The following is a 22,555-nucleotide window of genomic DNA, read 5'->3' on the forward strand; positions in this document are numbered from 1 at the left end:
CAGATAATCTAATTAAACCTTATGAAACAGATTAATACCATATTTCAATTGCTGGTAGCCTTATATTTTGCGGTGGCTTTGATATTCTTTTTGGCTTTTGATAGCATGCGCAATGCCTTCAATATCCAAGAGTTGACCGCCGGCAAGGTGGTTATCTGGCTGCTGGTGGGAGCGGGGTTGTTTATCGTGTCTTGGCTACTGGACAATGTGTATGTCAACGGACTTCACAAAGACATCCGGAAATTGGAGCTGGAGAAAAACGAACTGAAAGCCAGGATGTATGATATGGAGCAGGATGTGAAAATCAGCAGGGTGGAGAAAAAAATCGAAACCATCGATGAAGATAAAGAGCCCTCCAAAATACGCCCAAGGCAGAACTTTAAGTAGTTCGACTATTACATTTGAATTGTTAGGGAACCTGCATCAGGTTTCCTTTTTTTGATTTAATGCACTTATTTTGACTTTTTAAACAACTTATCTTTTTCAATCATGGTTGCCAAAACTTTCGGGAGTGCTGTAGCTGGGGTGGATGCCAAAACCATCACCATAGAAGTAAATGTGGGTCAGGGAACTGGCTTTTACATGGTAGGCTTGCCTGATTCCGCCGTAAAGGAAAGCCAGCAGCGGGTAGAGTCGGCCTTGAAATACTACGGTTTCCGCATGCCGCGGCAACGCATGGTGGTCAATTTGGCACCTGCCGATATCCGAAAAGAAGGATCTTGCTATGACCTGCCCATTGCCCTTGGAATTCTGCAGAGCTCCGAGCAGGTCGCCTTTCCAAACTTGTCTGAATATGTAATCATGGGAGAATTGGCCCTTGATGGGAAATTGCGTCCAGTCAAAGGCGTATTGCCCATCGCAATTGAGGCTCGGAAAAGGGGGTATAAAGGTTTTATTGTGCCTTCCGAAAATGCATCAGAAGCTTCAATCGTGAATAACCTGGACGTAATCGGGGTGGAAAATTTGGAGGAAGCCATCGGTTTCTTGGAAGGTACGGTTGAAATTGAGCCCCTGGTAACGGACACCCGCGACATCTTTTACAACTCCTTGGATAGCTATGAGTTTGACTTTGCCGATGTGCAGGGGCAAGACAATATCAAAAGGGCTATGGAAATCGCCGCTGCCGGCGGGCACAATGTCATCATGATAGGTCCTCCAGGCGCAGGAAAAACCATGCTGGCCAAGAGACTGCCCTCTATTTTGCCCCCGCTGACTTTGCAGGAAGCATTGGAGGCAACCAAGATCCACTCGGTAGCCGGCAAACTGGAAAGACATGCCTCACTGATCGCCCAGCGGCCATTCCGCTCCCCGCACCATACGATTAGCGACGTGGCCTTGGTAGGTGGGGGTGGCAATCCCCAGCCTGGAGAGATTTCTCTTTCGCATAACGGTGTACTTTTCTTAGATGAGCTGCCTGAATTTAAAAGGACTGTGCTGGAGGTCTTGAGGCAGCCTTTGGAGGAAAGGAAAGTGACTATTTCCAGAGCGAAGATTTCCGTGGATTTTCCGGCTAATTTCATGTTGGTAGCCAGTATGAACCCCTGCCCTTGCGGGTATTACAACCATCCTGAAAAGGAATGTGTGTGCGGGCCGGGGATTGTCCAACGCTACCTGAATAAAATCAGCGGCCCCCTCTTGGATAGAATAGACCTTCACGTGGAGGTAACCCCAGTGAAATTTGAAGAAATGACCTCCATGCGCAAAGCTGAATCAAGCAAAAGCATTCGCGACAGGGTAATCATCGGCAGGCAGCGGCAGATTGATAGGTTCAAGGATAATCCGCAGGTTTACAACAACTCCATGATGCCCTCCCACATGGTTAAAGAGGTCTGCCAGATCAACGAAGCGGGAAAGGCCCTGCTAAAAACGGCTATGGAAAGGCTTGGCCTATCGGCGAGGGCTTATGACAGGATTTTGAAAGTGGCAAGAACCATAGCCGACCTCGCCGAAAGCGAGCAGATAAAAGTGGAGCACCTCGCTGAAGCCATACAATACCGTAGTCTTGACCGAGAAGGCTGGGCAGGGTAATGTTAAGGAATAGTTAAGTGAATAACAGTCTTTAAATAGCTTAAGAGCGTAATTTTTTTTATATGTTTCCTGCACTGTTAATTTTTTATGTAGGTAAAACCAAATAATGTTTGTTTTCATAATTTTTTGATAACCGGCAATTCATCACCAGGATACATTGCTTTTACAATTTTGCATCGCTGTACAATTATTCTTACTTAACCTATTCAGGGATGCGAGGAAAAATCGCCTTACTCATGATTGGCTTGGTCATGGGATTCGCGGATGTTTTTGCAAGGGACATTCAGTCGGATACAATTAATACCACAAGCGAGGAAAAGATTGATGTTAAAAAGAACCAATGGTTTGAGTCCATTCAGATTCGTGGCTATGCCCAGTTGAGGTATAACGGGCTTTTTGAGACCAATCCGGATCTTCAGTGTGCCCAGTGCGACCGCTCTTGGGGTGGGGAGACCAACGGTTTCTTCTTCAGACGGATACGTTTGATATTTTACGGACAGGTTCACGAGAAGGTGTATTTCTACATTCAGCCGGACTTGGCTTCTGGAGGAAGTAATTTGGCACAAATCAGAGATGCCTACTTTGACCTTGGTCTGGATGACAAGCAGGAGTTCAGGTTAAGGATCGGACAGTCCAAAGTGCCTTTTGGCTTTGAGAACCTTCAAAGTTCCCAAAACAGGATCCCCCTTGACCGCCATGATGGACTTAACTCAGCAGTGGCCAATGAGCGAGACATTGGGGTGATGTTTTACTATGCCCCATCTGAAATCAGAAAAAGATTTAATTATTTGGTTTCAAGCGGACTCAAAGGTTCAGGCGACTATGGTGTTTTTGGCTTCGGTGTGTACAATGGGCAGACAGCAAATATGCCTGAACTCAACGATAACATGCACGTGGTTACCCGATTGACATATCCTTTTCTGCTCAAATCCGGACAGTTTATTGAGGGTTCCCTTCAGGGCTATACCGGTGATTTTGTCATCCAGCGTAACCAGCTGACGGATATGGACCAGACAGAATTCAAAGAGTACCGTTATGGAGCTTCATTTGTCATGTATCCCCAGCCTTTCGGTATTCAGGCGGAGTACAACAGAGGCCGAGGCCCCGAGTTCAATCCGGAAACCATGGATGTGGAGGATGCCCCGCTGGAAGGTGGCTATGTGATGGCTAATTATTACCTGAAAAAAGGCAAGGATTTATTTATTCCTTTTACTAGATATCACTTTTACCAAGGGGGTAAAAAGCATGAGCTAGATGCCACCAGACACAGGGTAAAGGAATTGGAAATAGGGGTGGAATGGCAACCAAACAAAAACTTTGAACTGGTGACTATGTACACCATTTCCGACAGGACCTTTGAAAACTCGCTTAATCCCAACAATAGACAAGTGGGTAGCTTGCTTAGGTTGCAGGCGCAGGTGAATTTCTAAAAAATTAGGATCGGATATTAGAACGGAGGCTGGATTATTCCAGCCTTTTTTTTTGTTATATTGAGATCTAAACGATTTACTATGGAATCCGCCGCATTAAAAAAATACTTAATTCAGGTAGCTGATCAGCTTACTCCTGAATCAACTTTAGAGGATGTAATAGAGCAATTGAGTCTCCTAGCTGATATCGATGAATCGGAGAATGATGAAGCGTTAGGAAATGTTATTTCTCAAGATGATTTAGAGAAAAAGAGTAAAGAATGGCTCAAATAATTTGGACCAAAAAAGCTTCTACACAGCTTGAAAAGGCAATTCTTTATATAAAAGATGAGCAAGGAATCGCCAGAGTTTTTTATACTTCTCGAAATCCGAAAAAATGAAAGGGGATCTGATTTTTTTTTAGTTTATTGCTTTCCTGTTGTTTTTTGAAATTATAATTTATGGATTCTACAGTAATCAAAACAGAAAGGTTATCCAAGTTTTATGGCTCAGAAAAAGCCTTGGATAATGTTTCCATTGAAATCAATAAAGGTGAGATTATAGGCATTGTTGGCCCTAACGGAAGCGGCAAAAGTACCTTGATCAACATACTGCTTGGGCTACGCAAGCCAAGTTCAGGGAATTTCACTATCCTGGGATCCACTTCGCCGGATACCATTCAAAGTCAGATTGGCGTGGTGATGGACCAATCCTGTTTTTATTTGCGGGTGTCGGCAAAAGCCAACCTGGTCATTTCTGCCAAAACCAAAGGGGTTGGGGAAGAAAGGGTTGAAGAGTTGCTGAAACTGGTAGGTTTGGACCACACAGGGGCCAAGCGCTTTCAGGATTTTTCATATGGCATGAGGAAAAGATTGGAGATCGCAGATGCCTTGTTGACCGATCCAAAATTGATCATCATGGATGAGCCTACGAATGGCTTGGATCCCCAGGGGATCATTTTTGTCCGAAACCTGATCCGTCAGTTTAAAGAGGAAGGTAAGACGGTAATCATCGCCAGTCATTATATGGAGGAACTCGAAAAACTTTGCACAGGGATAATCTTTCTCAAGGATGGAGCGGTTGCCTTACAAGATACCACTGAAAACCTCTTGAGAGACCATTTCTCTATAGAAAAAGCTTTTACATCTACAATCTACTAACATGACTTTAAGACAACATTTGGATATAGAGTTTTATAAACTCAATAGGCCTGATTATTTTATATTTTTTACCATTTTGGTGATCAGTTTAGTAGCCTTTCCAATTTACGGAATGATCAAACTTTCACCCTTATTTACCCTTAATGAGTTTTTCTCTATTGTCAACCAAGTAGGAACTCTCGCCGTGGTATATGGGGCAATTGTTGCCATCACGCGTGAATTTACAAATGGCACCAACCGAAAAAGAATCGTCAACGGGTATTCCCGCACAGATTTATTCATTTCAAAGCTGGTAATTGTCTTTTATTATGTGTCTACTGTGGTAGTATTGACAGCCTTTACACTGCTTGCTTTGGTTGCTTTTAAAGGAAGTGAGGTTTTTATAAATTCCTTTCCCATACAAAAATTGATGGCAGTTTTAGCTGCAATTATCTGCTATGGGCTGATTGGCGCATCTTTGGGAGCCGTTACCACGAAAGCCCACCGGGCCATTTTAATATTTTGGGGCATAGGTTTTCTGGAAATGGCTCTCAACATTTTATCGCTTACACATCCCTTTGCCCAATTCTTCAGGCCATTGGTCAGCATTGGGAATTTTACCAGTCCCGAACATCTTTATACTTGGCATTACATCATTTTGGGACTTTTTCTGGCAGGACTTCTAGGAGGTTCATTCCTTAAGTTTAAAAGAGCAGACTTCTGAGGCTCACCAATATGACTCGATTTTCCTCCCTGCTGTAAAGTTAATCCTTACTTTATTCTACAGCAGCAGTCAGGTGCAATAATAGGAAACCGGGTTCAAAACAATCCCTGTAAATTTCGAAAGGCTTATCGTTTAGCCTATTTGGGATTATTTGGAAGGCTCCTCTATCCTCAATGGTAAAATACAGCGTATCCGTAGTGCCTGCATAATCTATAAAGAATCTCTGTATTTTCCTGTTCCTGTAAACCTCATAATCTACATTTTCTCGCCAGAGATACTTTATATCATACGCTGACTTTTCGTTACACGGTTGGCCGAACCTTCTTATACGGTTCTGCCCCTGGTACAACATGGGGATAGAATCTCCATTTAAAGCATGTTTTTTTACTTACCTGCTAGTTTCTTACCTTTGTGACCAAATCGCAAAAGCCATGATGTACAGAAGACCACGCAGAAACAGAAAATCCAGTGCTATCAGAGGAATGGTGGAGGAAACCCGCCTTTCGGTTAAAGACTTTATCTTCCCGATGTTCCTCATTGAGGGACAAAACCAAAAGGTAGAGGTGGCCTCCATGCCCGGGATTTTCCGTTACTCCTTGGATCTGATGATCAAGGAAATCGAGTCCTGTTTGAATTTGGGTATTGTGGCCTTTGACATCTTTCCTGCCTATCCGGAAAGCAAAAAGGACAAATACGCCACCGAAAGCCATAATCCTGAGACTTTTTACCTCAAAGCCATCCAAAAAATAAAGGAAACCTTCCCGGAAGCCTGCATCATGACCGATGTGGCCATGGATCCTTATAGCTCCGATGGCCATGACGGAATCGTTGAAAACGGCAAAATCCTAAACGATGAGACTTTGGAGATTTTGGGCAAAATGACCGTGGCACAGGCGCAGGCAGGTGCGGATATCATCGGGCCATCCGACATGATGGACGGCAGGGTTGGCTATCTACGCGAGCAACTGGATGACAACGGTTTTACGGATGTCTCAATCATGTCCTATACAGCCAAGTATGCCAGCGCTTTCTATGGTCCGTTCCGGGATGCTTTGGATTCTGCCCCTAAATGGGGAGACAAGAAAACCTACCAGATGGACCCGGCAAATCTCCACGAAGCCCTGATCGAAGCCGATCTGGATACCGAAGAGGGTGCGGACTTCCTGATGGTGAAGCCTGCCTTGGCCTATCTAGATGTGATCAGATTATTGAAAGAAAACTACAACGTGCCCATCGCAGCCTATAATGTCAGCGGCGAATATTCCATGATCAAGGCCTCAGCCGAAAGAGGCTGGCTGGACGGTGAACGTGCCATGCTCGAATCCCTGATCAGCATCAAAAGAGCAGGGGCGAACGTGATATTGAGTTACTTTGCGAAGGAATTCGCCGAGCTGCAGAAAAAATAACCGCAAAGGACGCGAAGGTTCGTAAAGAAAAAAAAGCACCTAATAAAATAAACCGCAGAGCCGCAGAGGACCCAGAGAAAAAACAACTGATAAAAAAAATAACCGCAAAGGACGCTGAGGGTCGCGAAGAAAAAAAATAGCAACTAATAAAATAAACCACAGAGGGTCAGAGGACCCAGAGAAATAACAACTGACAAAAAAAATAAACGCAAAGGACGCTGATGGTCGCAAAGAAAAAAAAGCAACTATTAAAATAAACCGCAGAAACGCAGAGTCACATAGAAAAAATTGACACTATCCCAATAAGTGTGTAAGTATTGATTAAAAAAAGCGCATAGGCTACCCATTAATCTTTGCGCCCCTTACTGTCTTTGCGGTTGATTTTATATCCTCTGTGGTTAATCAAAAAAGGCATCCATAACGAATACAGATGCCTTTTTACTTATTTTAACCGAAGGACTTATTTGTTCTTGTCCTCGTTTACTTCTTCGTAATCCACATCGGATACACCGTCTCCGCTTCCTGCAGCACCCGAAGACTGCGCTCCTGCGTCAGCACCTGGGCCACCTTGGGCAGCGCCTTCAGCACCTTGACCAGCTGCATACATTTCTTGGGAAGCAGCTTCCCAAGCCTTGTTAAGCTCTTCCATGGCAGGCTCGATTGCCGCTACGTCTTGGCTCTGATGAGCGGTTTTCAACTTCTCAAGCGCTCCGTTGATATTGGCCTTGTTGCTGTCGGAAAGTTTGTCACCAAACTCTTTCAACTGCTTCTCGGTCTGGAACACCAAGCTGTCAGCCTGATTCAGCTTCTCGATTTTCTCTTTTTCAGCTTTATCAGTAGCAGCATTAGCTTCAGCTTCCTTCTTCATTCTTTCGATTTCCTCTTCAGAAAGTCCGGAAGATGCCTCAATCTTGATTTTCTGCTCTTTGCCGGTTCCTTTGTCTTTTGCAGACACGTTAAGGATACCGTTGGCATCAATATCAAAGGTCACTTCGATTTGAGGTACGCCTCTTGGGGCTGGCGGAATGTCAGAAAGCTGGAATCTACCGATGCTTCTGTTGTCCTTAGCCAAAGGTCTCTCACCTTGCAATACGTGGATATCCACAGCCGGCTGATTGTCGGCAGCAGTAGAGAAGGTCTCAGATTTCTTGGAAGGGATAGTCGTGTTAGCCTCGATCAATTTGGTAAACACACCGCCCATAGTTTCGATACCCAAAGAAAGCGGGGTAACGTCAAGAAGCAATACATCCTTCACCTCACCGGTCAATACACCACCTTGGATGGCCGCACCGATAGCTACTACCTCATCTGGGTTTACACCCTTGGAAGGCTTCTTGCCGAAGAATTTCTCCACTTCTTCCTGGATTTTAGGGATTCTAGTAGAACCACCCACCAAGATTACTTCGTCAATGTCAGATGGAGAAAGTCCTGCATCCTGCATGGCTTTCTTAACCGGATCCATTGATCTTCTTACCAAGCTTTCAGACAACTGCTCAAACTTGGCTCTAGAAAGCGTTTTGTTCAAGTGCTTAGGACCTGATGCGGTCGCTGTCACATATGGCAAGTTGATGTCAGTAGAAGAGGAGCTAGAAAGCTCAATCTTCGCTTTTTCAGCAGCTTCTTTCAATCTCTGAAGGGCCATTGGGTCTTTTCTAAGATCCAAGTCTTCCTCAGCCTTAAATTCATCAGCCAACCAGTCGATGATCACTTGGTCAAAGTCATCACCACCTAGGTGAACATCACCGTTGGTAGACTTCACTTCAAAAACTCCGTCACCAAGCTCCAAAATTGAAATATCGAATGTACCACCACCAAGGTCATACACAGCGATTTTCATGTCCTGGTTCTTTTTGTCCATACCATAGGCCAAAGCGGCTGCAGTAGGCTCATTGATGATTCTTTTCACTTCAAGACCTGCAATCTGACCAGCTTCTTTTGTGGCTTGTCTTTCTGCGTCATTGAAGTAGGCCGGTACAGTGATGACAGCTTCAGTTACCTCTTGGCCCAAAAAGTCCTCAGCGGTTGATTTCATCTTCTGAAGAATCATGGCTGAAAGCTCCTGAGGAGTGTAAGATCTGTCACCGATTTTCACTACGATGGTATCGTTTGAGCCTTGCTCTACTTTATAGGAAGCATGTTTTTTCTCTTCAGAAACCTCAGAGAACTTCTTGCCCATAAATCTCTTCACAGAGGAGATAGTGTTTGCCGGGTTGGTGATGGCCTGTCTTTTGGCAGGATCCCCTACTTTTCTCTCGCCGTTTCCATTGTCCAAAAAGGCCACAATGGATGGGGTAGTTCTTCTCCCTTCGCTGTTTTGGATTACTACAGGCTCGTTACCTTCCATTACGGCAACGCAAGAGTTAGTAGTACCCAAGTCAATTCCTATAATTTTTCCCATAATTGATATATGATTTCTATTTTATTGATTCAGTAAGTAAATTCGTTCGAAGTCATAATTATCAAGTCATGTGCCAAGGCATTTCCAGCCAAATTTTGCGTCAGATTGTCAGAATTGCTGGCTAACTCCCCCTTAAAGCCTGACAATTGCGATTTTTTTTAGTTCTTTCTGTCACCTCATGAACACTTTTAGAAACAAATCAGTATGTTAGCTGTATACAAATGCATCAATTGGTGCAAGTACTCATGCGGCTTAAAGACATATACATATATCCGGTCAAATCCTTGGGCGGCATCCGGCTTCATAAAGCCACCGTGGATATCAAAGGTTTTGAAAACGACAGAAGGTGGATGGTGGTGGACGACAATGGGCAGTTCATCACCCAAAGGAGGTTCCCCCACATGGCTTTGCTGCAGCCGGAATTTACCCAAAGCGGGCTTCGGATCTACCACAAAAAGGCCTTGAACAAATATGTGGAGGTACCTTTTTCGCCGGTCACCGGCAAAAAGATCCAAGTCACCGTTTGGGATGATTCCCTGACGGCCGAGATTGTATGCCCAGAGGTCGACAAATGGTTGAGCGAAATACTGGACATCAATTGCCATTTGGTTAAAATGGACGAAAAGGCTGACAGGCCTATCAGCGAGAAATACGCCATCAACGATGAGACCGTCAGTTTTGCTGACAGTATGCCATATATGGTCATCGGTCAAAGTTCCTTGGATGATCTCAACGGCCGATTGGAAGAAAAAGTGGAGATGGACCGTTTTAGGCCTAATCTGGTATTCGAAGGCGGTGCTGCCTTTGAAGAGGATACCTGGCAGGTGGTGCAGATAGGAGAGTGCATGTTTCAGGTCACCAAACCCTGCGCCCGATGCGTGATGGTGACGATTGACCAACAAACGGCCGAGAAGGGCAAAGAGCCTTTAAAAACCCTCTCATCCTATCGATTGGAAGGCCAAAAAATACTCTTCGGTCAAAACATGATCGCAGTATCCCTAGGCGAAATCGAAGTAGGCGACGCCGTAGAAAGATTGGAGCTAGGAATGAGGAGTTAATAATTAATAATTAGGAATTAGGAATGGAGAATTAGCAAAGATATCCAATTCCTAATTCCTAATTCTCCATTCCTAATTCTCAATTCTTCCTACACCTACCTTATACTATAAGCCTTCACCGTCTCAATAAACACCTTCACCTTCTCCGGATCAATGTCAGGATACACCCCGTGACCCAAATTGGCAATGTGCCTGCTGGTTCCAAATTGATCAAGCATTTGCTTGGTAGCGGCCTCCACTTCCTTGGCGGTGCCGTAAAGGGCTGCCGGGTCAAGGTTGCCTTGCAGGGTTTTATTATCCCCGATCATTCTTCTTGATTCGGCAATGCCCATGTTCCAGTCCAGTCCGATAGTCTCACAGTTTAGCTTGGCCATTTGTTCTCTGGCAAAGAATGCTCCTTTGGCAAACACCGTCTTAGGCACCTCATTGATGGCATCACAGATCTGCTGAATGTACCTGAGGGAGAATTCCTCATAATGGTAAGGAGGCAGGATCCCCGCCCAGCTGTCAAAAATCTGGATCAAGTCGGCCCCAGCCTCGATTTGTGCTCTGAGGTAATTGATGGTGGAATCGGTGATCATCTGCAGCAGCTGATGGCTGAATTCAGGCTGGGTGTACAGCATGGCTCTGGCTTTCGAGAAAGTCTTCGATCCGCTGCCTTCCACCATATAGGCAAAAATAGTCCAGGGTGCACCAGCAAAACCGATCAAAGGCACCCGGCCATTCAATTCCTTTTTAGTAATCTTGATGGCATCGATCACATATTTGAGATCGTTGTGCCCATCTGCAATTCTCAACTTTTTCAGATCCGATGGGGAAGATACGGTGTCAGGAAACCATGGGCCTCTCTTTTCCACCATCTCATAGGGCAATCCCATTGCTTCGGGGATGACCAGGATGTCGGAAAAAATAATGGCGGCATCCACACCCAGCAGATCTACCGGCTGTATGGTCACCTCTGCGGCTAGTTCAGGGGTCTGGGCCAATTCAATGAATCCACTCACACTGTTTCTTACTGCCCTGTATTCTGGCAAAATCCTTCCGGCCTGTCTCATCAACCACACGGGAGTCCTTTCGGTCTTTTCCCCGCGTGCCGCTCTAAGTAATAAGTCGTTTTGTAATTGCATGGGGCAAAGATAATTCAGGATTTTGGATTAGCCATTCCAAACCAGAAAAAAGCCGGTGCAGGTTTTTACATAGTTAGGTATAATTTAAAATTGCGGGAAGATATTTACCACAAATTCATTGAAGGGTAAAAAAAAACCACGCTCTCTGGAAGAAAGGTGGTTTTGTGTTTTTAATAGCGAACGCAAATTTTATTTTTCCAATCGGATTCTTGGAATATTGCTCACGTCCAAATTGTAATGATTGACTACTGCGTCAAAGTCGTTGAAATCCACTCTGAAGTTAACTGCCCTTGTCGGCACCACCACCAAGCGGAAAAATTGTTCGTTTTTCCATTCTGGCCCCAGAATGTTGAGATCGAAATTGCCCTGCATAAATATCCTAAAGTCGGTATTCGTAAAATCATATTGATAGGCAAATTGCCCCTGGTCAAGATAAATTGTCTGAGGGAGCATTCTCCATACATCTCTTCCCTCATCTGTTTCCCAAAGATGATAAATCAAGAGCTTATCGGATTCAAGAAAGGTTAATCCAAGTTCATTAAAATCTCCTTGTATTGTAAAATTGGCCTCTGGATCAAAATCCCCCACTACTTCAAACACATCCGCCTCCACTGTAACTCCATCAAGACCATCAAGACCATCCAAACCTGGAGGTCCCATAGGGCCCTGGCAGGCCTGAATTAAAATAGCACCCAGTACAGATAAAGACAACAGCAGCTTTTTCATAGAATATTGTTTTGGTTGAAATATACGTTTTATTTAGACGCAAAGCCAAAGGAAATGGTTGTGAAAATCATTACAATGGTAAATTCTACCAGCTATTTCAAGGGAGCCCAAACCTCCACATGATCGGATTCCACAATCCTGTCAATATATATTCCCTGGGTCTCCAGCCCATTTAGCTCGGCAAATTCCTCAATGCGTTTTTTGACTTTATTGGGGCCTGGCATCACATATCTGCTGGACCGCATCGTGGCCACAATGGCATTTTGGCTTTCGATAAGCAATTCCTGCGCGTCACCCATTTCCCCGCTGAACTCTACTCCTATGAAAACTTCCATGGTGTCGAGTTTACCCGCTGGTTCTACTTGGTAAAGGGTATGCAGAGTTTTGCCATCTCCCAACAGTCCTTCAGCTTTTTGGAAGGTTTGGGGCAAAGCCTCATCTTGCGGGGTGCCGCGGTACTGGTATCCCATCAGGTGAATGTTGTCAGTTTGCACCACCTCCAGTTCGAGATCATTGAACCCGCCCAGTAAGAAATAGCCAACCAAACCGACAAAAAGTACTGCCGGGATGAGAATTAATGCATTTTTCATAATTAGAAAATATATCGTGCCCCGATTGCCCCCTGTAACCTTAGGTGTCCTGGACGGTCAATCAGTTCGAGAAACAAGCCTGCTTCCACAAACACACTGATTGGCAGATCCTGAAAATAATATTCAGTACCTACAAATGCCTCAGGGCCAAAATCGATGTTTGTTCTGTTTTCACTGTTGAAGAATGTTGGTGACATAGGTCTGGAATATAGATAATCCACTTGTACGGACCTCAACTGTGCACCGACACCTCCATAAGCCCAAAGCATGCCTTCGGTGATGTTAAACTGGTTGGTAATATCTTCATGATAGGCTGCTCTTGCATTCAAGGAAAAAGCGGAGTAGGTGCTATGACTGGCATAAACGGCATCTCCAGTAGGTCTGTTATTGTTGAATGCCCGGCGGTAGTAACCTGCATGGTTGGCTCCCGCGGCTCCAAATATCCCCTCTATGGAAATGCGCTCATCGATAAAAGTTTTATAAGTAATCCCCAACGGCTCCCCCAGTCTGATCCCCACTTGATGCTCCTGTGAATACGCCAAAGCCGGCAAGAGTAAAAAAGCCAGCAATAATACTTTCTTCATAAAATGTTTTAGGTAAGGTTTAACAGTCAACGGTGCGAATTTAGGATTATTTTGCGGAAAAATTCTTAGTACAAAGTACCATGTACCAAGTACAAAGTACTTCTAGGACCATTGTATAATTCAGCCCTCGTGCCCACTTGAAGTTTGAATGTAGAATTAGGAATTAAGAAATCCGTGCTCCCCCATTCCTCATTCCTAATTTTCAATTCTTTGCGCGACTTCTTTTGAACTTCCTGTGACCCTGTCTGTCGCAAGGCAAGTTCGTGACTCATTTCCCCTACTAGCTAACCATAGACTTCAACTGCATTTGGTGCAGCTGCGCATACAGCCCACCTTCTGCCAAAAGCTTCTCATGGTTGCCGATTTCCTTGATCTCGCCTTTGTGCATCACGATGATCTTGTCAGCTTTGATGATAGTAGACAGGCGGTGCGCAATCACGATGGAGGTCCGGCCTTTCATCATCTTTTCGATGGCTCCCTGAATCAGCTCCTCGGTTTCGGTGTCCACTGAGGAGGTGGCCTCATCCAATATGATGATCTCCGGATTGTACACCATGGCCCTTACAAAGGATATCATCTGCCTTTGCCCCACCGAAAGCGTGGCGCCCCTTTCCATCACGTTGTAGTCCAGCCCGCCAGGAAGCCTTTCGATAAACTTTCTCGCTCCCACTAGTTCGGCGGCCTCCATGACCTGCTCTCGCGTTATTTTTGGATTTCCTAGGGTGATGTTGTTCAAAATGGTGTCAGAGAAAAGGAATACATCCTGCAATACTACCCCGATATGCTTTCTAAGGGTGTTGAGCTCGAAATCTCGGATATCAGTGCCGTCAACCAGGATGCTGCCTTTGTTGATTTCATAAAAACGGCTGATCAGGTTGATAATACTGGATTTTCCCGCTCCAGTGGCTCCCACTAGGGCGATGGTCTCCCCATGCTTCACATCAAAGTTGATGTCCTTGAGCACATATTCCTCATCATTGTAGGCAAACCAGACGTTTTTCAGCTGTATGTCCCCCTTGATCTTTTCAGGTGCATAAGTGCCATTATTGGGGATGTGTTCTTCACTGTCAAGCAGCTTGAAAATCCTCGAGGAACTCACCACTCCCAGCTGCAGGGTATTGTATCGGTCAGCAATCATTCGGATGGGACGGAAGAAAAGCTGCAGGTACATGATAAAGGAAATCAGTACACCTACTTTGAGCTCCATGTCAAACACCCCCGTGGCCCCGTACCATACCACTAAGCCTATCCCAATAGCCTGAATGATCTCCGCAACAGGGAAATAGATGGAATAGTACAATACAGACTTGAGGTGTGCCCTTCTGTGCTCTTTGTTGATCGTTTCAAATTTCTTGTACTCCCTTTCTTCCCTGTTAAAGATCTGCACAATATTCATCCCCGTGATATGCTCCTGAAGGAAAGAGTTGAGATTGGATACCGCATTTCGGACATCATTAAAGGCCACCTTGATCTTTTCCTTAAACACATACGTGGAAATGATCAACAAGGGCAGGGTACACAAACTGACCAAGGTAAGCTTCCAGTCAATGTAGAACATCACCCCTAGGATGGTGATCAGCTGCAAAAGATCACCTATTATGGCTGCCAACCCTTCGCTAAATACATCCGCCAGGGTTTCAATGTCTGAAATGTTTCGGGTCACCAGCCTGCCGATAGGGGTGTTGTCAAAAAACTTGAGCTTCATTTTCAGCAGGTGCCGATAAAGCTTTATCCTGATGTCCCGGATGATGACCTGGCCGATCCAGCCCGAAAGGTAGGTGTGGGCAAACTGCACGATGGACTGCAAAATCATTAGGCCCACAAGCAGGTAGATGATTCGGACCAGCCCATCCCGGTCACCCATAGCCACATAGTCATCGATTGCTATCTGAATAAATAGGGGCCTGGTAGGAGCCAAGATCGCCAAGGCTAATGTAAGAAATATAAGGAAGAAGAACCGGCCTTTGTAGGGCTGCACAAACTGGTACAGTTTCTTGAGGACCTTGGTGTCAATGATCTCCCCACTTTTTACATTTTCCTTTTCTAAACTCAATGGTTAATTAGTTTTATATGATTTTTTTGACCCGTTTTTCGTCTTCCGTCTTCGGTCTTCGGTCTCTTTTTTAAATAAATATGTCCTCAGGATATGTGATTCGACTTAAAAACAAGCCATGGGCAGGGGCGGAAGACCCAGCTATCCGTCGGTCCTGGCTGAGCAATACTTGTCTGAAGCCCTCCATGTCCATTTTGCCGGTGCCCACTTTTACCAAAGTGCCCACTATGGCCCTTACCATTCCCCTAAGAAAGCGATTTGCCGTAATATGAAAAATCAAACTTTCAGAATTTTGTTCCCAGCGGGCAGTTTTAATTTCACAGCGGAAATTATTGACGCTGGTTTTCACCTTGCTGAAGCATTCAAAATCGGTGTGGCTCAGGAGCAGCTCAGCAGCCCGGTTCATTTTATCCACATCGAGTTTGTAAAAACAATACCAGGCCTGCTCCTCAGAAAAAGGATTCTTGCGCAAGGTAACATGGTATTCATAGCTTCTCCACAAGGCATCGAATCGGGTATGTGCCTCATTTTTGACAGGCAAAAGCCTGTAGCAAGCGATATCAGAAGGCAGCAGGGCATTGACTCTTTTTAGAAAGTTTTGGGGTTCCAGTTTTTCATGATGGTCAAAATGAACAAACTGTTGCATTGCGTGTACGCCCGTGTCGGTGCGGCCGCTCCCCATGGTTTCCACATCCCTTCTCAGCAGCGTGGAAAGGGCCTTGTTGAGTTCGGCCTGCACGGTATGGGCATTTTCCTGCACCTGCCAGCCATGGTAGGCAGTACCCTTGTAGGCCAGCTCCAGAAAGTATCGATGTTGCTCGTTCATGAGGGGGCAAAGATAGGAATTCGTGGGGGAAAAATTGGGAATGGAGAATTAGGAATGAAAAAATGGCTTCGCGGAAGGCAAAGGGATGCAGACCTGCCTGCGCAGGCATGCAAACCCACCAAGTGCTATGACGTTTTGATTTCTCGCGGCGGCGCTGCGAAAATCGCAGCGCCTGCCTGCCAGGCAAAGGCAGGGTCGCCACGTACAATGGGTTGTATTACACTTATTTCTTCTTTGCGAAACTTAACCTCTTTGCGGTTTCCATTTTTTTCTCTGTGGCTCTGCGGTTATTTTAACCCGTCATTAGTACCGACCGAAGGGAGTGGAGAGGTCTAGCACGATTGCTGAACGTAAACAAAGCGGCCACGAAGAAGGGCACTAGTGGCTCATTAATCCATTCATCAGTCCTGAAGGGAATAAAGCGCAGCTATTCCCTTCAGGACCTTAAACCCTTCAACAAATAGGCAGTTGGTGAAGGAGAAAAAACACAGGTTTCACGGATTACTTAGAGGGAAGTTTGGGGGAAATAAAGCGCCGCGCTCTTTGCGGCACACTTTGCGCCCTCCCGATTCGCTTCGCTGCTCGGGACAGGTTTGCGAGAAACCACACATACCCGAATTCCAATTAAATCACCTGAAGGACCTTCATGCCGGAATTCCCCACCATTTCAAGGTGAAACCTATCTGAATAGCCCAGGAATTTGGCTACTATGATGATATCCTTCACGTCTTTTGAGAACTTCAGTCGCTGGGTACTGACCGGTTCCAGTTGCTTGCCATTTGCGCTCAATTGCAGGCTGGCAATTTCAAAGTTTTCGATTTCCGGTATGTAGCCCAAGAAATACAGGTGAAGGTCAAAGCCAATCAACCCCGAGGATTCCAAAGACCAATCTTGAATGGCGGACCAATCAAACTTAAGTACGTTTCCTCGCCTGTTTACCCATTCCCGACCAAAAGACAGTCCAAATCTGTCAAATGGATTTTTATTTACCAGATCCATTCCCACCAAAGCTTTCCAGGCATACTCCCCATGTAGTTTGTAATGCTGGTCCAACTTAGCCAACATGGGTTGGTAATTCTTGGTACTGAAAAGGATGCCGGAATTATTCTTGACCACCGTGTTCAGCAAGCCAGCCATTTTGTTTTTTACAGCAGGCGCTTTCGTCCAGGCTTGCATTACATCATTTAGCACCGCCTCTTTATGTGTTCCTCTAGCAGCGCGCACATGCTCTCCATAGGTATCACTATTTACGTATGTTTTGTTATCAATAGTGCCAGAAATAGCCCCTAGTTTGTGTTTGATTTTTGCCATGTCTTACTACAATATAAAAAGTGTTTTGTTTGGTTAAATTGGTAAAAATCACCCATTTATGCAATGGGTTACAGGGAAATGTTTATCAGAGTGTAAAAAAATGGCTAACGAGGTGAAGAAGGTTATAGGGACCTTACAGGGAATTTATAGGGACATTATAGAGACCTTATAGGGATATTGAGTTAGAGCTGAGCTAGGTTTCTTCCCAGTTCCCGTTAGCCCAAATATGGAGCTTGTCCATACCTAATCCATACCTCATCCGTACCATGCTTACCGCTATGATGGAGAGGGAAAAGGAGTGACCCGCCTGCAGTCTGATCCTATTGCGCCCTTTGCTCCCTCCCGATTCGCTTCTGCTCGGGACAGGTTTGCGAGAAACTTCTCCTCTTACATTGAGATTGCTTCAGGGAATGAACCCCTCTGTGGGATTGTGAGGCTCCAGAACTGATTTTACTTAGCCTCCGATTCTCAGTGGTTATTTTGTTATTTTCCTTATTCCCCATTCCTAATTTCCAATTCCCCATTGCCTTAACTTGCGATTATAAGCAGAAGGCTGTTATTTTGTCAAAACTTAAAAAAAATGATACAACGCGTTCAAACAATCTTTCTTTTTTTACTGGCCCTCTGTATGGTGTTGGTAGCACTTTTCCCACTTTGGTCCCAGGTCAACCCTAGCCAGACCGAGCAGGTGATGCTCACGGCATGGACACTGACAGTGACCACTATCGGGGTTTCCGAGATTTCCGAATCCGCCGGAGTGGTGAGCCAGACAACTACCGCATATTTGGGTTTTCTGGCCGTAGTTTCTGGCTTACTTGCCCTTTATAGCCTCAGCCAATTCAAAGACAGAAAGCGGCAGATGATGCTCAATATGATCAATTCCCTTATCATGGTGATTATTCTGGGTGCTACCGTTTACCTCTCCATTACTGCAAATGACGCCATAGGAGGCAGGGATACCGGAGCCTTTATGCTTGGGTTTTATGCCATTGTCCTGGCCATGCTAATGAATCTGCTCGCCAACCGTTTTATCCGAAAGGATGAAATGCTGGTAAGGTCGGTTGATCGGATTAGGTAAGGATTTAAACCTGCCAGGTTTTGGAAACCTGGCAGGTTTTTTTTTAACTTTCCCCTATGAGATTCGAAACCGTAGCCATCCATGCGGGCACGCAAGTGACAGACAGCCGCAGACCCGTGACCCAACCCATCACGCTTTCCACCATTTTTGAACACCAAGAGGATTCCCTGATCTATACCCGGGCGGCCAATCCCAACCGCCTGGCACTGGAAAATCTGCTTGCCAAGCTGGAAAAAGGAAAGGACGCCGCAGCCTTCTCCTCCGGAAATGCAGCAGGAATGGCCGTGTTCCAGGCCCTGCCTGCCCACAGCCACATCATCGCCCCGGAGGATATGTATCATGGGCTGAAAAAGCAGTTGTTGGAAGTGTTCAAAGGGAAACTGGCCGTCACTTTTGTGGATATGGGTAAGACTGCCAATATTGGGTCGGCTATTCGGGATAACACCAAACTGCTTTGGATCGAAACTCCCTCCAATCCGCTGCTCAAAATCACGGATATCAAAGCTGCCTGTGAGCAGGTGAAGGATGTGCAGGACATCAAAATTGTCTGCGACAACACTTTTGCCACTCCCGTTTTCCAGAATCCCTTGGATCTGGGGGCAGATATCGTCATGCACAGCAGCACCAAATACCTCGGCGGCCATTCCGATATCCTCGGAGGGGCATTGATCACCAAAGAGGAGGATGCCTTCTGGGAGCAAATCAGGCTGGTACAGCAGGTTGGTGGAGCAGTGCCTTCGCCGTTTGACTGTTATTACCTTACCCGCAGCATCAAGACCCTGGCCTATAGAATGAAGGGACATGCAGAACACGCAGGGATTATCGCTACCTATTTGGAAAACCACCCCAACGTGGAAAAAGTATTCTACCCAGGATTGAAATCGCAAGAGGGCTTTGAGGTAGCCTCTGCGCAGATGACTGGCTTCGGTGGCATGCTCTCATTCCTTTTCAAGGGTACTGCGGAGGAAACGGATAAGGCTATAGCCAAGCTAAAATTCATCACCAACGCCACAAGTCTCGGCGGAGTGGAAAGTCTCATCGAAAGAAGGGCCGCCGTGGAGGGGCCTGATACCACCACGCCCCAGAACCTGGTCAGGGTGTCGGTTGGTTTGGAACACCTGGATGATCTGCTGAGCGATCTGGATGGGGCGCTGGGTTGAGAAAAAATTGTCACAGAGTAACTCAGAGTTCGAGCACAGAGTCTCACTGAGCTGCGTCGCGGAAAATGCTGGGCGGGGAGTAAATGAAGGGGCACATTTGATTCTGCTGATTATATCCAATGAGGTAGAGGTGATTAGTTAATCTGTGTTAATCTAAGTAATCTGTGGTTAAACATTTTTATAGAGATTAATTTTTCACTAAATTTATAGGGGCGGACTCAAAACTTTAAAGGCTATGTTTCAGAAGATTTTATTCAGTGCGGGGTTGATGTTGGTTGTTTTTACATCTTGGGGTCAGGAGACTTTGGATATCGATGGTGTCGAAATCAAGGTTCATGGCATATTTTCCCCGGAAAAAGTCGACCGGATGTCCATCATAAAGCCGTCCCCTGGATTCAATTCCAATATGGAAATTGCCGCGTTAACTCCGGTTGAGCAGGCCAAGATGCCGATTTACAACGACAGGCCTGAGGTGAGAGAAATGCCGAGGCTCAGAGAATACAGTCCCACCGGCAGTTATGGGCAAGACCGTTTTGGTGAACTGGTGCCGAAGGGGGAGATAAATGAAGCGTTGAAGTTACTGGAGCCCGGAGCTTTTGTTTTTGATCCAAAAAAAGAGAATGGAGAATAGCCGGAACGAAGCCAAATTTTTATAAGGACTTTTAGCTCAACGCGATTTTTAAATCAAAAAGCAATTAAATGGATTCCTACGATGTGATTAATATAGTTGGGCTTTGTGCTGTGATCCTTCTCTGCCTTATGGCCGTGATTGATATCAATGTGCGGGTTTATCGAGGCAAAAAGCGAAGCATTTATTGGATATGGCTGGTGTTTTTCTTTCCCATTCTTGGCCCACTCCTTTATTTTCAACTGAGAGATAGGGTGTAAAAGAAAATGGCCTAAATTTCTCCTACCCTTTTCAGGATTTGAATTATTTCTTCTTTAGTTAGATTGTCTATCTTGCCTTTGTCATAAATACATACAAGAAAGACCTGTTCCTCCGTAATTTTTACCAAAGTTATTACTCTTGCCCCTCCGGATTTGCCTTTCCCTTTTGAGGATATTGGTAGCCTTACTTTATAAATGTTTTGTCCAAGAGAAATTCCTTTTGTGGGATTCTGTAAAAGTTCTTCTCCTAATCTCTCCAGATCATCTTTCAGGGAAATGTATTTTTTACTTAGCTTCTTAGCCTGTTTTTGGAATAGTTCAGTTAAGATTAGGCTAAAGCTCATTCAAAAAGTCTTTAAGAGTGCTGCCTTTCATTTTGCCTTCCTTTATGAGCTTCACTTGTCGAAGGCCCTGCTCAATGCCTTGTAGGGTTTCTTCTTTGGTCTCAATAGCCTCTTCATCCACCCTCTCCAGTCCTAGCTTTTGAACAAGTTCCAAAAAGAAGTGATATTGATCATCAGGTATTTGTAATGTAACTCTTTTCATATTAAGAAGGTATAAAACCCAATTTAACAACCTTTGTTGATTGAAAAAAGTTGCTGAAAAAAAATAGCCACGAATTCACTAATGAATCCGTGGCTATTTTTTTTTGTCCGCGAAGGGGCTTGCTTTTGTCGGTAGAGAGACTCGGTGAAACTTCCTTAAAAACTCCGCGAAACTCATTTTTGAACTCTGCGAAACTCCGTGTCCCTTTTTAAACTCTACTTCCTCTCAAACCCCTCAATCGTCCGCTCAATGATGTCGCAGCACTCATGTAGCTGCTCTTCGGTGATGACCAACGGAGGCGCGAAGCGGATGATGTTGCCGTGGGTGGGTTTGGCCAGTAGGCCGTTGTCTTTTAGGGCCACGCAGATGTCCCAGGCGGTGCTGCTGTCCTCGCTGTCGTTGATCACCACGGCGTTCAAGAGGCCTTTGCCCCTGACCAGCTTCACGATGTTGTATTTGTCCACCAATTTCTGCATCCGCTCTCTGAAGATATTGCCGAGCTTTCTGGCATTTTGGGCAAGCTTTTCGTCCTTTACCACATCAAGAGCAGCCATCGCAACCTTGGCGCCAAGTGGGTTTCCCCCGAAGGTGGAACCGTGCTGACCGGGCCTGATCACGCCCATGATCTCGTCATTGGCCAATACAGCAGAAACCGGGAAGAAGCCACCCGAAATGGCCTTGCCCAAAATGAGCATGTCCGGCTGGGTGTAGGTTTCCTGCTTTTCGCAGTGGCCTTCACAGCTGCAGTTGCCGCACACGGCCAAAAGTGAACCCGTCCTTGCAATACCCGTCTGGATCTCATCGGCGATGAAAAGCACATTGTTTTCCTTGCAGACAGCGGCTACTTCTTTAATATAAGTATCGTCCGGGGTATAAACGCCTGCTTCACCCTGGATAGGCTCCACCAGGAAGGCAACCACGTTTTTATTTTCGGCCATGATGGTTTTCAAGGCATCTACATCGTTATATGGCACTTTGACAAAGCCTGCTGTGTAGGGCCCGAAGTTTTTACGGGCATTTTCGTCATTTGAAAAGGAGATGACGGTCGTCGTCCTGCCGTGGAAATTGTTGTCGGCCACGATGATTGTTGCCTGATTTTCCTCAATTCCTTTTTTCTCGTAACCCCATTTACGGGCGATCTTGATGGCGGTCTCCACCCCCTCGGCGCCGGTGTTCATAGGAAGCACTTTGTCGAAGCCGAAGTATTCGGTGATGTATTTCTCGAATGGCCCCAGCACGTCATTGTGAAAAGCCCTTGAGGTCAAAGTCAGGGTTCCCGCCTGCTCAATCAGCGCGTCCTTGATCCTAGGGTGGCAGTGGCCCTGGTTGACGGCCGAGTAGGCGGAAAGGAAGTCGAAATATTTCTTACCTTCCACATCCCATAAAAATACGCCTTCGCCTTTTGAAAGCACCACCGGCAGCGGGTGGTAGTTGTGGGCGCCGTATTTGTCTTCTAAAGCAATGGCCTGCTGGCTGGAGGTTATTTTTTCAATCATAAAATCTG

At 45.6% G+C, this 22,555-nt stretch carries 23 protein-coding genes; 12 read left to right on the plus strand and 11 right to left on the minus strand.

All coding sequences use genetic code 11. The features are described 5' to 3' along the window. The first annotated feature begins 21 nt into the window (after nt 1-21). The 7 genes from KIH41_RS13160 to hemB all read left to right on the plus strand — a co-directional run bounded on the left by KIH41_RS13160 (nt 22) and on the right by hemB (nt 6,706). Nucleotides 22-387 carry a hypothetical protein gene (locus KIH41_RS13160; protein ID WP_214162669.1) on the plus strand — a complete coding sequence of 122 codons (366 nt, stop codon included), beginning with the start codon at nt 22-24 and terminating at the stop codon, nt 385-387. Between the two features lie 102 nt (nt 388-489). Beyond that, nucleotides 490-2,028 carry a YifB family Mg chelatase-like AAA ATPase gene (locus KIH41_RS13165; protein ID WP_213944597.1) on the plus strand — a complete coding sequence of 513 codons (1,539 nt, stop codon included), beginning with the start codon at nt 490-492 and terminating at the stop codon, nt 2,026-2,028. 212 nt (nt 2,029-2,240) lie between these two features. Then, nucleotides 2,241-3,458 (plus strand): porin, encoded by a 1,218-nt coding sequence (locus tag KIH41_RS13170; protein ID WP_214162670.1) that lies wholly within the window; start codon nt 2,241-2,243, stop codon nt 3,456-3,458. An 81-nt stretch (nt 3,459-3,539) separates the two neighbouring features. Further along, nucleotides 3,540-3,731 carry a hypothetical protein gene (locus tag KIH41_RS13175; protein ID WP_143959623.1) on the plus strand — a complete coding sequence of 64 codons (192 nt, stop codon included), beginning with the start codon at nt 3,540-3,542 and terminating at the stop codon, nt 3,729-3,731. 167 nt (nt 3,732-3,898) lie between these two features. Further along, nucleotides 3,899-4,597: an ABC transporter ATP-binding protein gene (locus tag KIH41_RS13180; RefSeq protein ID WP_214162671.1), complete on the plus strand. Its 699-nt coding sequence runs from the start codon at nt 3,899-3,901 to the stop codon at nt 4,595-4,597. Nucleotide 4,598: 1 nt separating this feature from the next. Next, on the plus strand, nt 4,599-5,300 hold the full coding sequence (locus KIH41_RS13185) for a hypothetical protein (protein WP_213944601.1): 702 nt from the start codon (nt 4,599-4,601) through the stop codon (nt 5,298-5,300). Nucleotides 5,301-5,734: 434 nt separating this feature from the next. Continuing rightward, nucleotides 5,735-6,706, plus strand: coding sequence for a porphobilinogen synthase (gene hemB, locus KIH41_RS13190; protein WP_214162713.1), 972 nt, complete (start codon nt 5,735-5,737; stop codon nt 6,704-6,706). 460 nt (nt 6,707-7,166) lie between these two features. On the opposite strand, the gene dnaK is transcribed toward hemB, so the two are convergent. Beyond that, nucleotides 7,167-9,104 (minus strand): molecular chaperone DnaK, encoded by a 1,938-nt coding sequence (dnaK, locus tag KIH41_RS13195; RefSeq protein WP_214162672.1) that lies wholly within the window; start codon nt 9,102-9,104, stop codon nt 7,167-7,169. 221 nt (nt 9,105-9,325) lie between these two features. Here dnaK and KIH41_RS13200 point away from each other — a divergent pair, with 221 nt between their 5' ends. Next, nucleotides 9,326-10,162, plus strand: a complete 837-nt coding sequence (locus KIH41_RS13200) for an MOSC domain-containing protein (protein WP_246539117.1) — start codon at nt 9,326-9,328, stop codon at nt 10,160-10,162. A gap of 95 nt (nt 10,163-10,257) precedes the next feature. Here the strand turns inward: KIH41_RS13200 and hemE are convergent, their stop codons facing one another. From hemE to KIH41_RS13235, 7 genes are all read right to left on the minus strand, one after another. Next, a complete protein-coding gene (hemE, locus tag KIH41_RS13205) occupies nt 10,258-11,289 on the minus strand; it encodes a uroporphyrinogen decarboxylase (protein WP_214162673.1) in 1,032 nt (343 codons plus the stop codon). Between the two features lie 189 nt (nt 11,290-11,478). After that, the gene (locus tag KIH41_RS13210; RefSeq protein WP_214162674.1) at nt 11,479-12,015 is read right to left on the minus strand and encodes a hypothetical protein; all 537 of its coding nucleotides are present in this window, start codon (nt 12,013-12,015) and stop codon (nt 11,479-11,481) included. Between the two features lie 92 nt (nt 12,016-12,107). Continuing rightward, on the minus strand, nt 12,108-12,605 hold the full coding sequence (locus KIH41_RS13215) for a hypothetical protein (protein WP_214162675.1): 498 nt from the start codon (nt 12,603-12,605) through the stop codon (nt 12,108-12,110). Nucleotides 12,606-12,607: 2 nt separating this feature from the next. Beyond that, the gene (locus KIH41_RS13220; RefSeq protein ID WP_214162676.1) at nt 12,608-13,189 is read right to left on the minus strand and encodes a hypothetical protein; all 582 of its coding nucleotides are present in this window, start codon (nt 13,187-13,189) and stop codon (nt 12,608-12,610) included. A gap of 280 nt (nt 13,190-13,469) precedes the next feature. Continuing rightward, nucleotides 13,470-15,242, minus strand: coding sequence for an ABC transporter ATP-binding protein (locus KIH41_RS13225; RefSeq protein ID WP_213944607.1), 1,773 nt, complete (start codon nt 15,240-15,242; stop codon nt 13,470-13,472). 70 nt (nt 15,243-15,312) lie between these two features. Beyond that, the gene (truA, locus tag KIH41_RS13230; RefSeq protein WP_214162677.1) at nt 15,313-16,068 is read right to left on the minus strand and encodes a tRNA pseudouridine(38-40) synthase TruA; all 756 of its coding nucleotides are present in this window, start codon (nt 16,066-16,068) and stop codon (nt 15,313-15,315) included. Between the two features lie 624 nt (nt 16,069-16,692). Next, complete coding sequence (locus tag KIH41_RS13235; RefSeq protein ID WP_213944609.1) at nt 16,693-17,379, minus strand: hypothetical protein; 687 nt, start codon at nt 17,377-17,379, stop codon at nt 16,693-16,695. Between the two features lie 580 nt (nt 17,380-17,959). Between KIH41_RS13235 and KIH41_RS13240 the strand changes: the two genes are divergently transcribed. From KIH41_RS13240 to KIH41_RS13255, 4 genes are all read left to right on the plus strand, one after another. Beyond that, the gene (locus KIH41_RS13240; RefSeq protein ID WP_214162678.1) at nt 17,960-18,457 is read left to right on the plus strand and encodes a DUF4293 domain-containing protein; all 498 of its coding nucleotides are present in this window, start codon (nt 17,960-17,962) and stop codon (nt 18,455-18,457) included. 56 nt (nt 18,458-18,513) lie between these two features. Then, nucleotides 18,514-19,617, plus strand: coding sequence for a trans-sulfuration enzyme family protein (locus KIH41_RS13245; RefSeq protein WP_214162679.1), 1,104 nt, complete (start codon nt 18,514-18,516; stop codon nt 19,615-19,617). A 235-nt stretch (nt 19,618-19,852) separates the two neighbouring features. Beyond that, nucleotides 19,853-20,248, plus strand: a complete 396-nt coding sequence (locus KIH41_RS13250; RefSeq protein WP_214162680.1) for a hypothetical protein — start codon at nt 19,853-19,855, stop codon at nt 20,246-20,248. Nucleotides 20,249-20,316: 68 nt separating this feature from the next. Then, the gene (locus KIH41_RS13255) at nt 20,317-20,505 is read left to right on the plus strand and encodes a PLDc N-terminal domain-containing protein (protein WP_214162681.1); all 189 of its coding nucleotides are present in this window, start codon (nt 20,317-20,319) and stop codon (nt 20,503-20,505) included. Between the two features lie 11 nt (nt 20,506-20,516). On the opposite strand, the gene KIH41_RS13260 is transcribed toward KIH41_RS13255, so the two are convergent. From KIH41_RS13260 to rocD, 3 genes are all read right to left on the minus strand, one after another. Continuing rightward, nucleotides 20,517-20,849, minus strand: coding sequence for a type II toxin-antitoxin system RelE/ParE family toxin (locus KIH41_RS13260; protein ID WP_214162682.1), 333 nt, complete (start codon nt 20,847-20,849; stop codon nt 20,517-20,519). Then, complete coding sequence (locus KIH41_RS13265; RefSeq protein WP_214162683.1) at nt 20,839-21,051, minus strand: hypothetical protein; 213 nt, start codon at nt 21,049-21,051, stop codon at nt 20,839-20,841. The genes KIH41_RS13260 and KIH41_RS13265 overlap by 11 nt, the downstream gene beginning before the upstream one ends. 215 nt (nt 21,052-21,266) lie before the next feature. Continuing rightward, entirely contained in the window at nt 21,267-22,547 is a 1,281-nt protein-coding gene (rocD, locus tag KIH41_RS13270) for an ornithine--oxo-acid transaminase (RefSeq protein ID WP_214162684.1), read from the minus strand. Nucleotides 22,548-22,555: the final 8 nt, after the last annotated feature.

Source organism: Litoribacter ruber, assembly GCF_018500185.1.
Lineage (GTDB): Bacteria > Bacteroidota > Bacteroidia > Cytophagales > Cyclobacteriaceae > Litoribacter > Litoribacter ruber.

Coding starts and splice junctions, on each gene's coding strand:
- KIH41_RS13185 (WP_213944601.1), top strand. CDS start 4,599: ATGACTTTAAGACAACATTTGGATATAGAGTTTTATAAACTCAATAGG.
- truA (WP_214162677.1), bottom strand. CDS start 16,068: ATGAACGAGCAACATCGATACTTTCTGGAGCTGGCCTACAAGGGTACT.
- KIH41_RS13215 (WP_214162675.1), bottom strand. CDS start 12,605: ATGAAAAATGCATTAATTCTCATCCCGGCAGTACTTTTTGTCGGTTTG.
- hemE (WP_214162673.1), bottom strand. CDS start 11,289: ATGCAATTACAAAACGACTTATTACTTAGAGCGGCACGCGGGGAAAAG.
- KIH41_RS13210 (WP_214162674.1), bottom strand. CDS start 12,015: ATGAAAAAGCTGCTGTTGTCTTTATCTGTACTGGGTGCTATTTTAATT.
- KIH41_RS13255 (WP_214162681.1), top strand. CDS start 20,317: ATGGATTCCTACGATGTGATTAATATAGTTGGGCTTTGTGCTGTGATC.
- dnaK (WP_214162672.1), bottom strand. CDS start 9,104: ATGGGAAAAATTATAGGAATTGACTTGGGTACTACTAACTCTTGCGTT.
- KIH41_RS13200 (WP_246539117.1), top strand. CDS start 9,326: ATGCATCAATTGGTGCAAGTACTCATGCGGCTTAAAGACATATACATA.
- KIH41_RS13165 (WP_213944597.1), top strand. CDS start 490: ATGGTTGCCAAAACTTTCGGGAGTGCTGTAGCTGGGGTGGATGCCAAA.
- KIH41_RS13160 (WP_214162669.1), top strand. CDS start 22: ATGAAACAGATTAATACCATATTTCAATTGCTGGTAGCCTTATATTTT.
- KIH41_RS13240 (WP_214162678.1), top strand. CDS start 17,960: ATGATACAACGCGTTCAAACAATCTTTCTTTTTTTACTGGCCCTCTGT.
- KIH41_RS13245 (WP_214162679.1), top strand. CDS start 18,514: ATGAGATTCGAAACCGTAGCCATCCATGCGGGCACGCAAGTGACAGAC.
- KIH41_RS13250 (WP_214162680.1), top strand. CDS start 19,853: ATGTTTCAGAAGATTTTATTCAGTGCGGGGTTGATGTTGGTTGTTTTT.
- KIH41_RS13175 (WP_143959623.1), top strand. CDS start 3,540: ATGGAATCCGCCGCATTAAAAAAATACTTAATTCAGGTAGCTGATCAG.
- KIH41_RS13260 (WP_214162682.1), bottom strand. CDS start 20,849: ATGAGCTTTAGCCTAATCTTAACTGAACTATTCCAAAAACAGGCTAAG.
- KIH41_RS13235 (WP_213944609.1), bottom strand. CDS start 17,379: ATGGCAAAAATCAAACACAAACTAGGGGCTATTTCTGGCACTATTGAT.
- KIH41_RS13170 (WP_214162670.1), top strand. CDS start 2,241: ATGCGAGGAAAAATCGCCTTACTCATGATTGGCTTGGTCATGGGATTC.
- hemB (WP_214162713.1), top strand. CDS start 5,735: ATGTACAGAAGACCACGCAGAAACAGAAAATCCAGTGCTATCAGAGGA.
- rocD (WP_214162684.1), bottom strand. CDS start 22,547: ATGATTGAAAAAATAACCTCCAGCCAGCAGGCCATTGCTTTAGAAGAC.
- KIH41_RS13220 (WP_214162676.1), bottom strand. CDS start 13,189: ATGAAGAAAGTATTATTGCTGGCTTTTTTACTCTTGCCGGCTTTGGCG.
- KIH41_RS13265 (WP_214162683.1), bottom strand. CDS start 21,051: ATGAAAAGAGTTACATTACAAATACCTGATGATCAATATCACTTCTTT.
- KIH41_RS13180 (WP_214162671.1), top strand. CDS start 3,899: ATGGATTCTACAGTAATCAAAACAGAAAGGTTATCCAAGTTTTATGGC.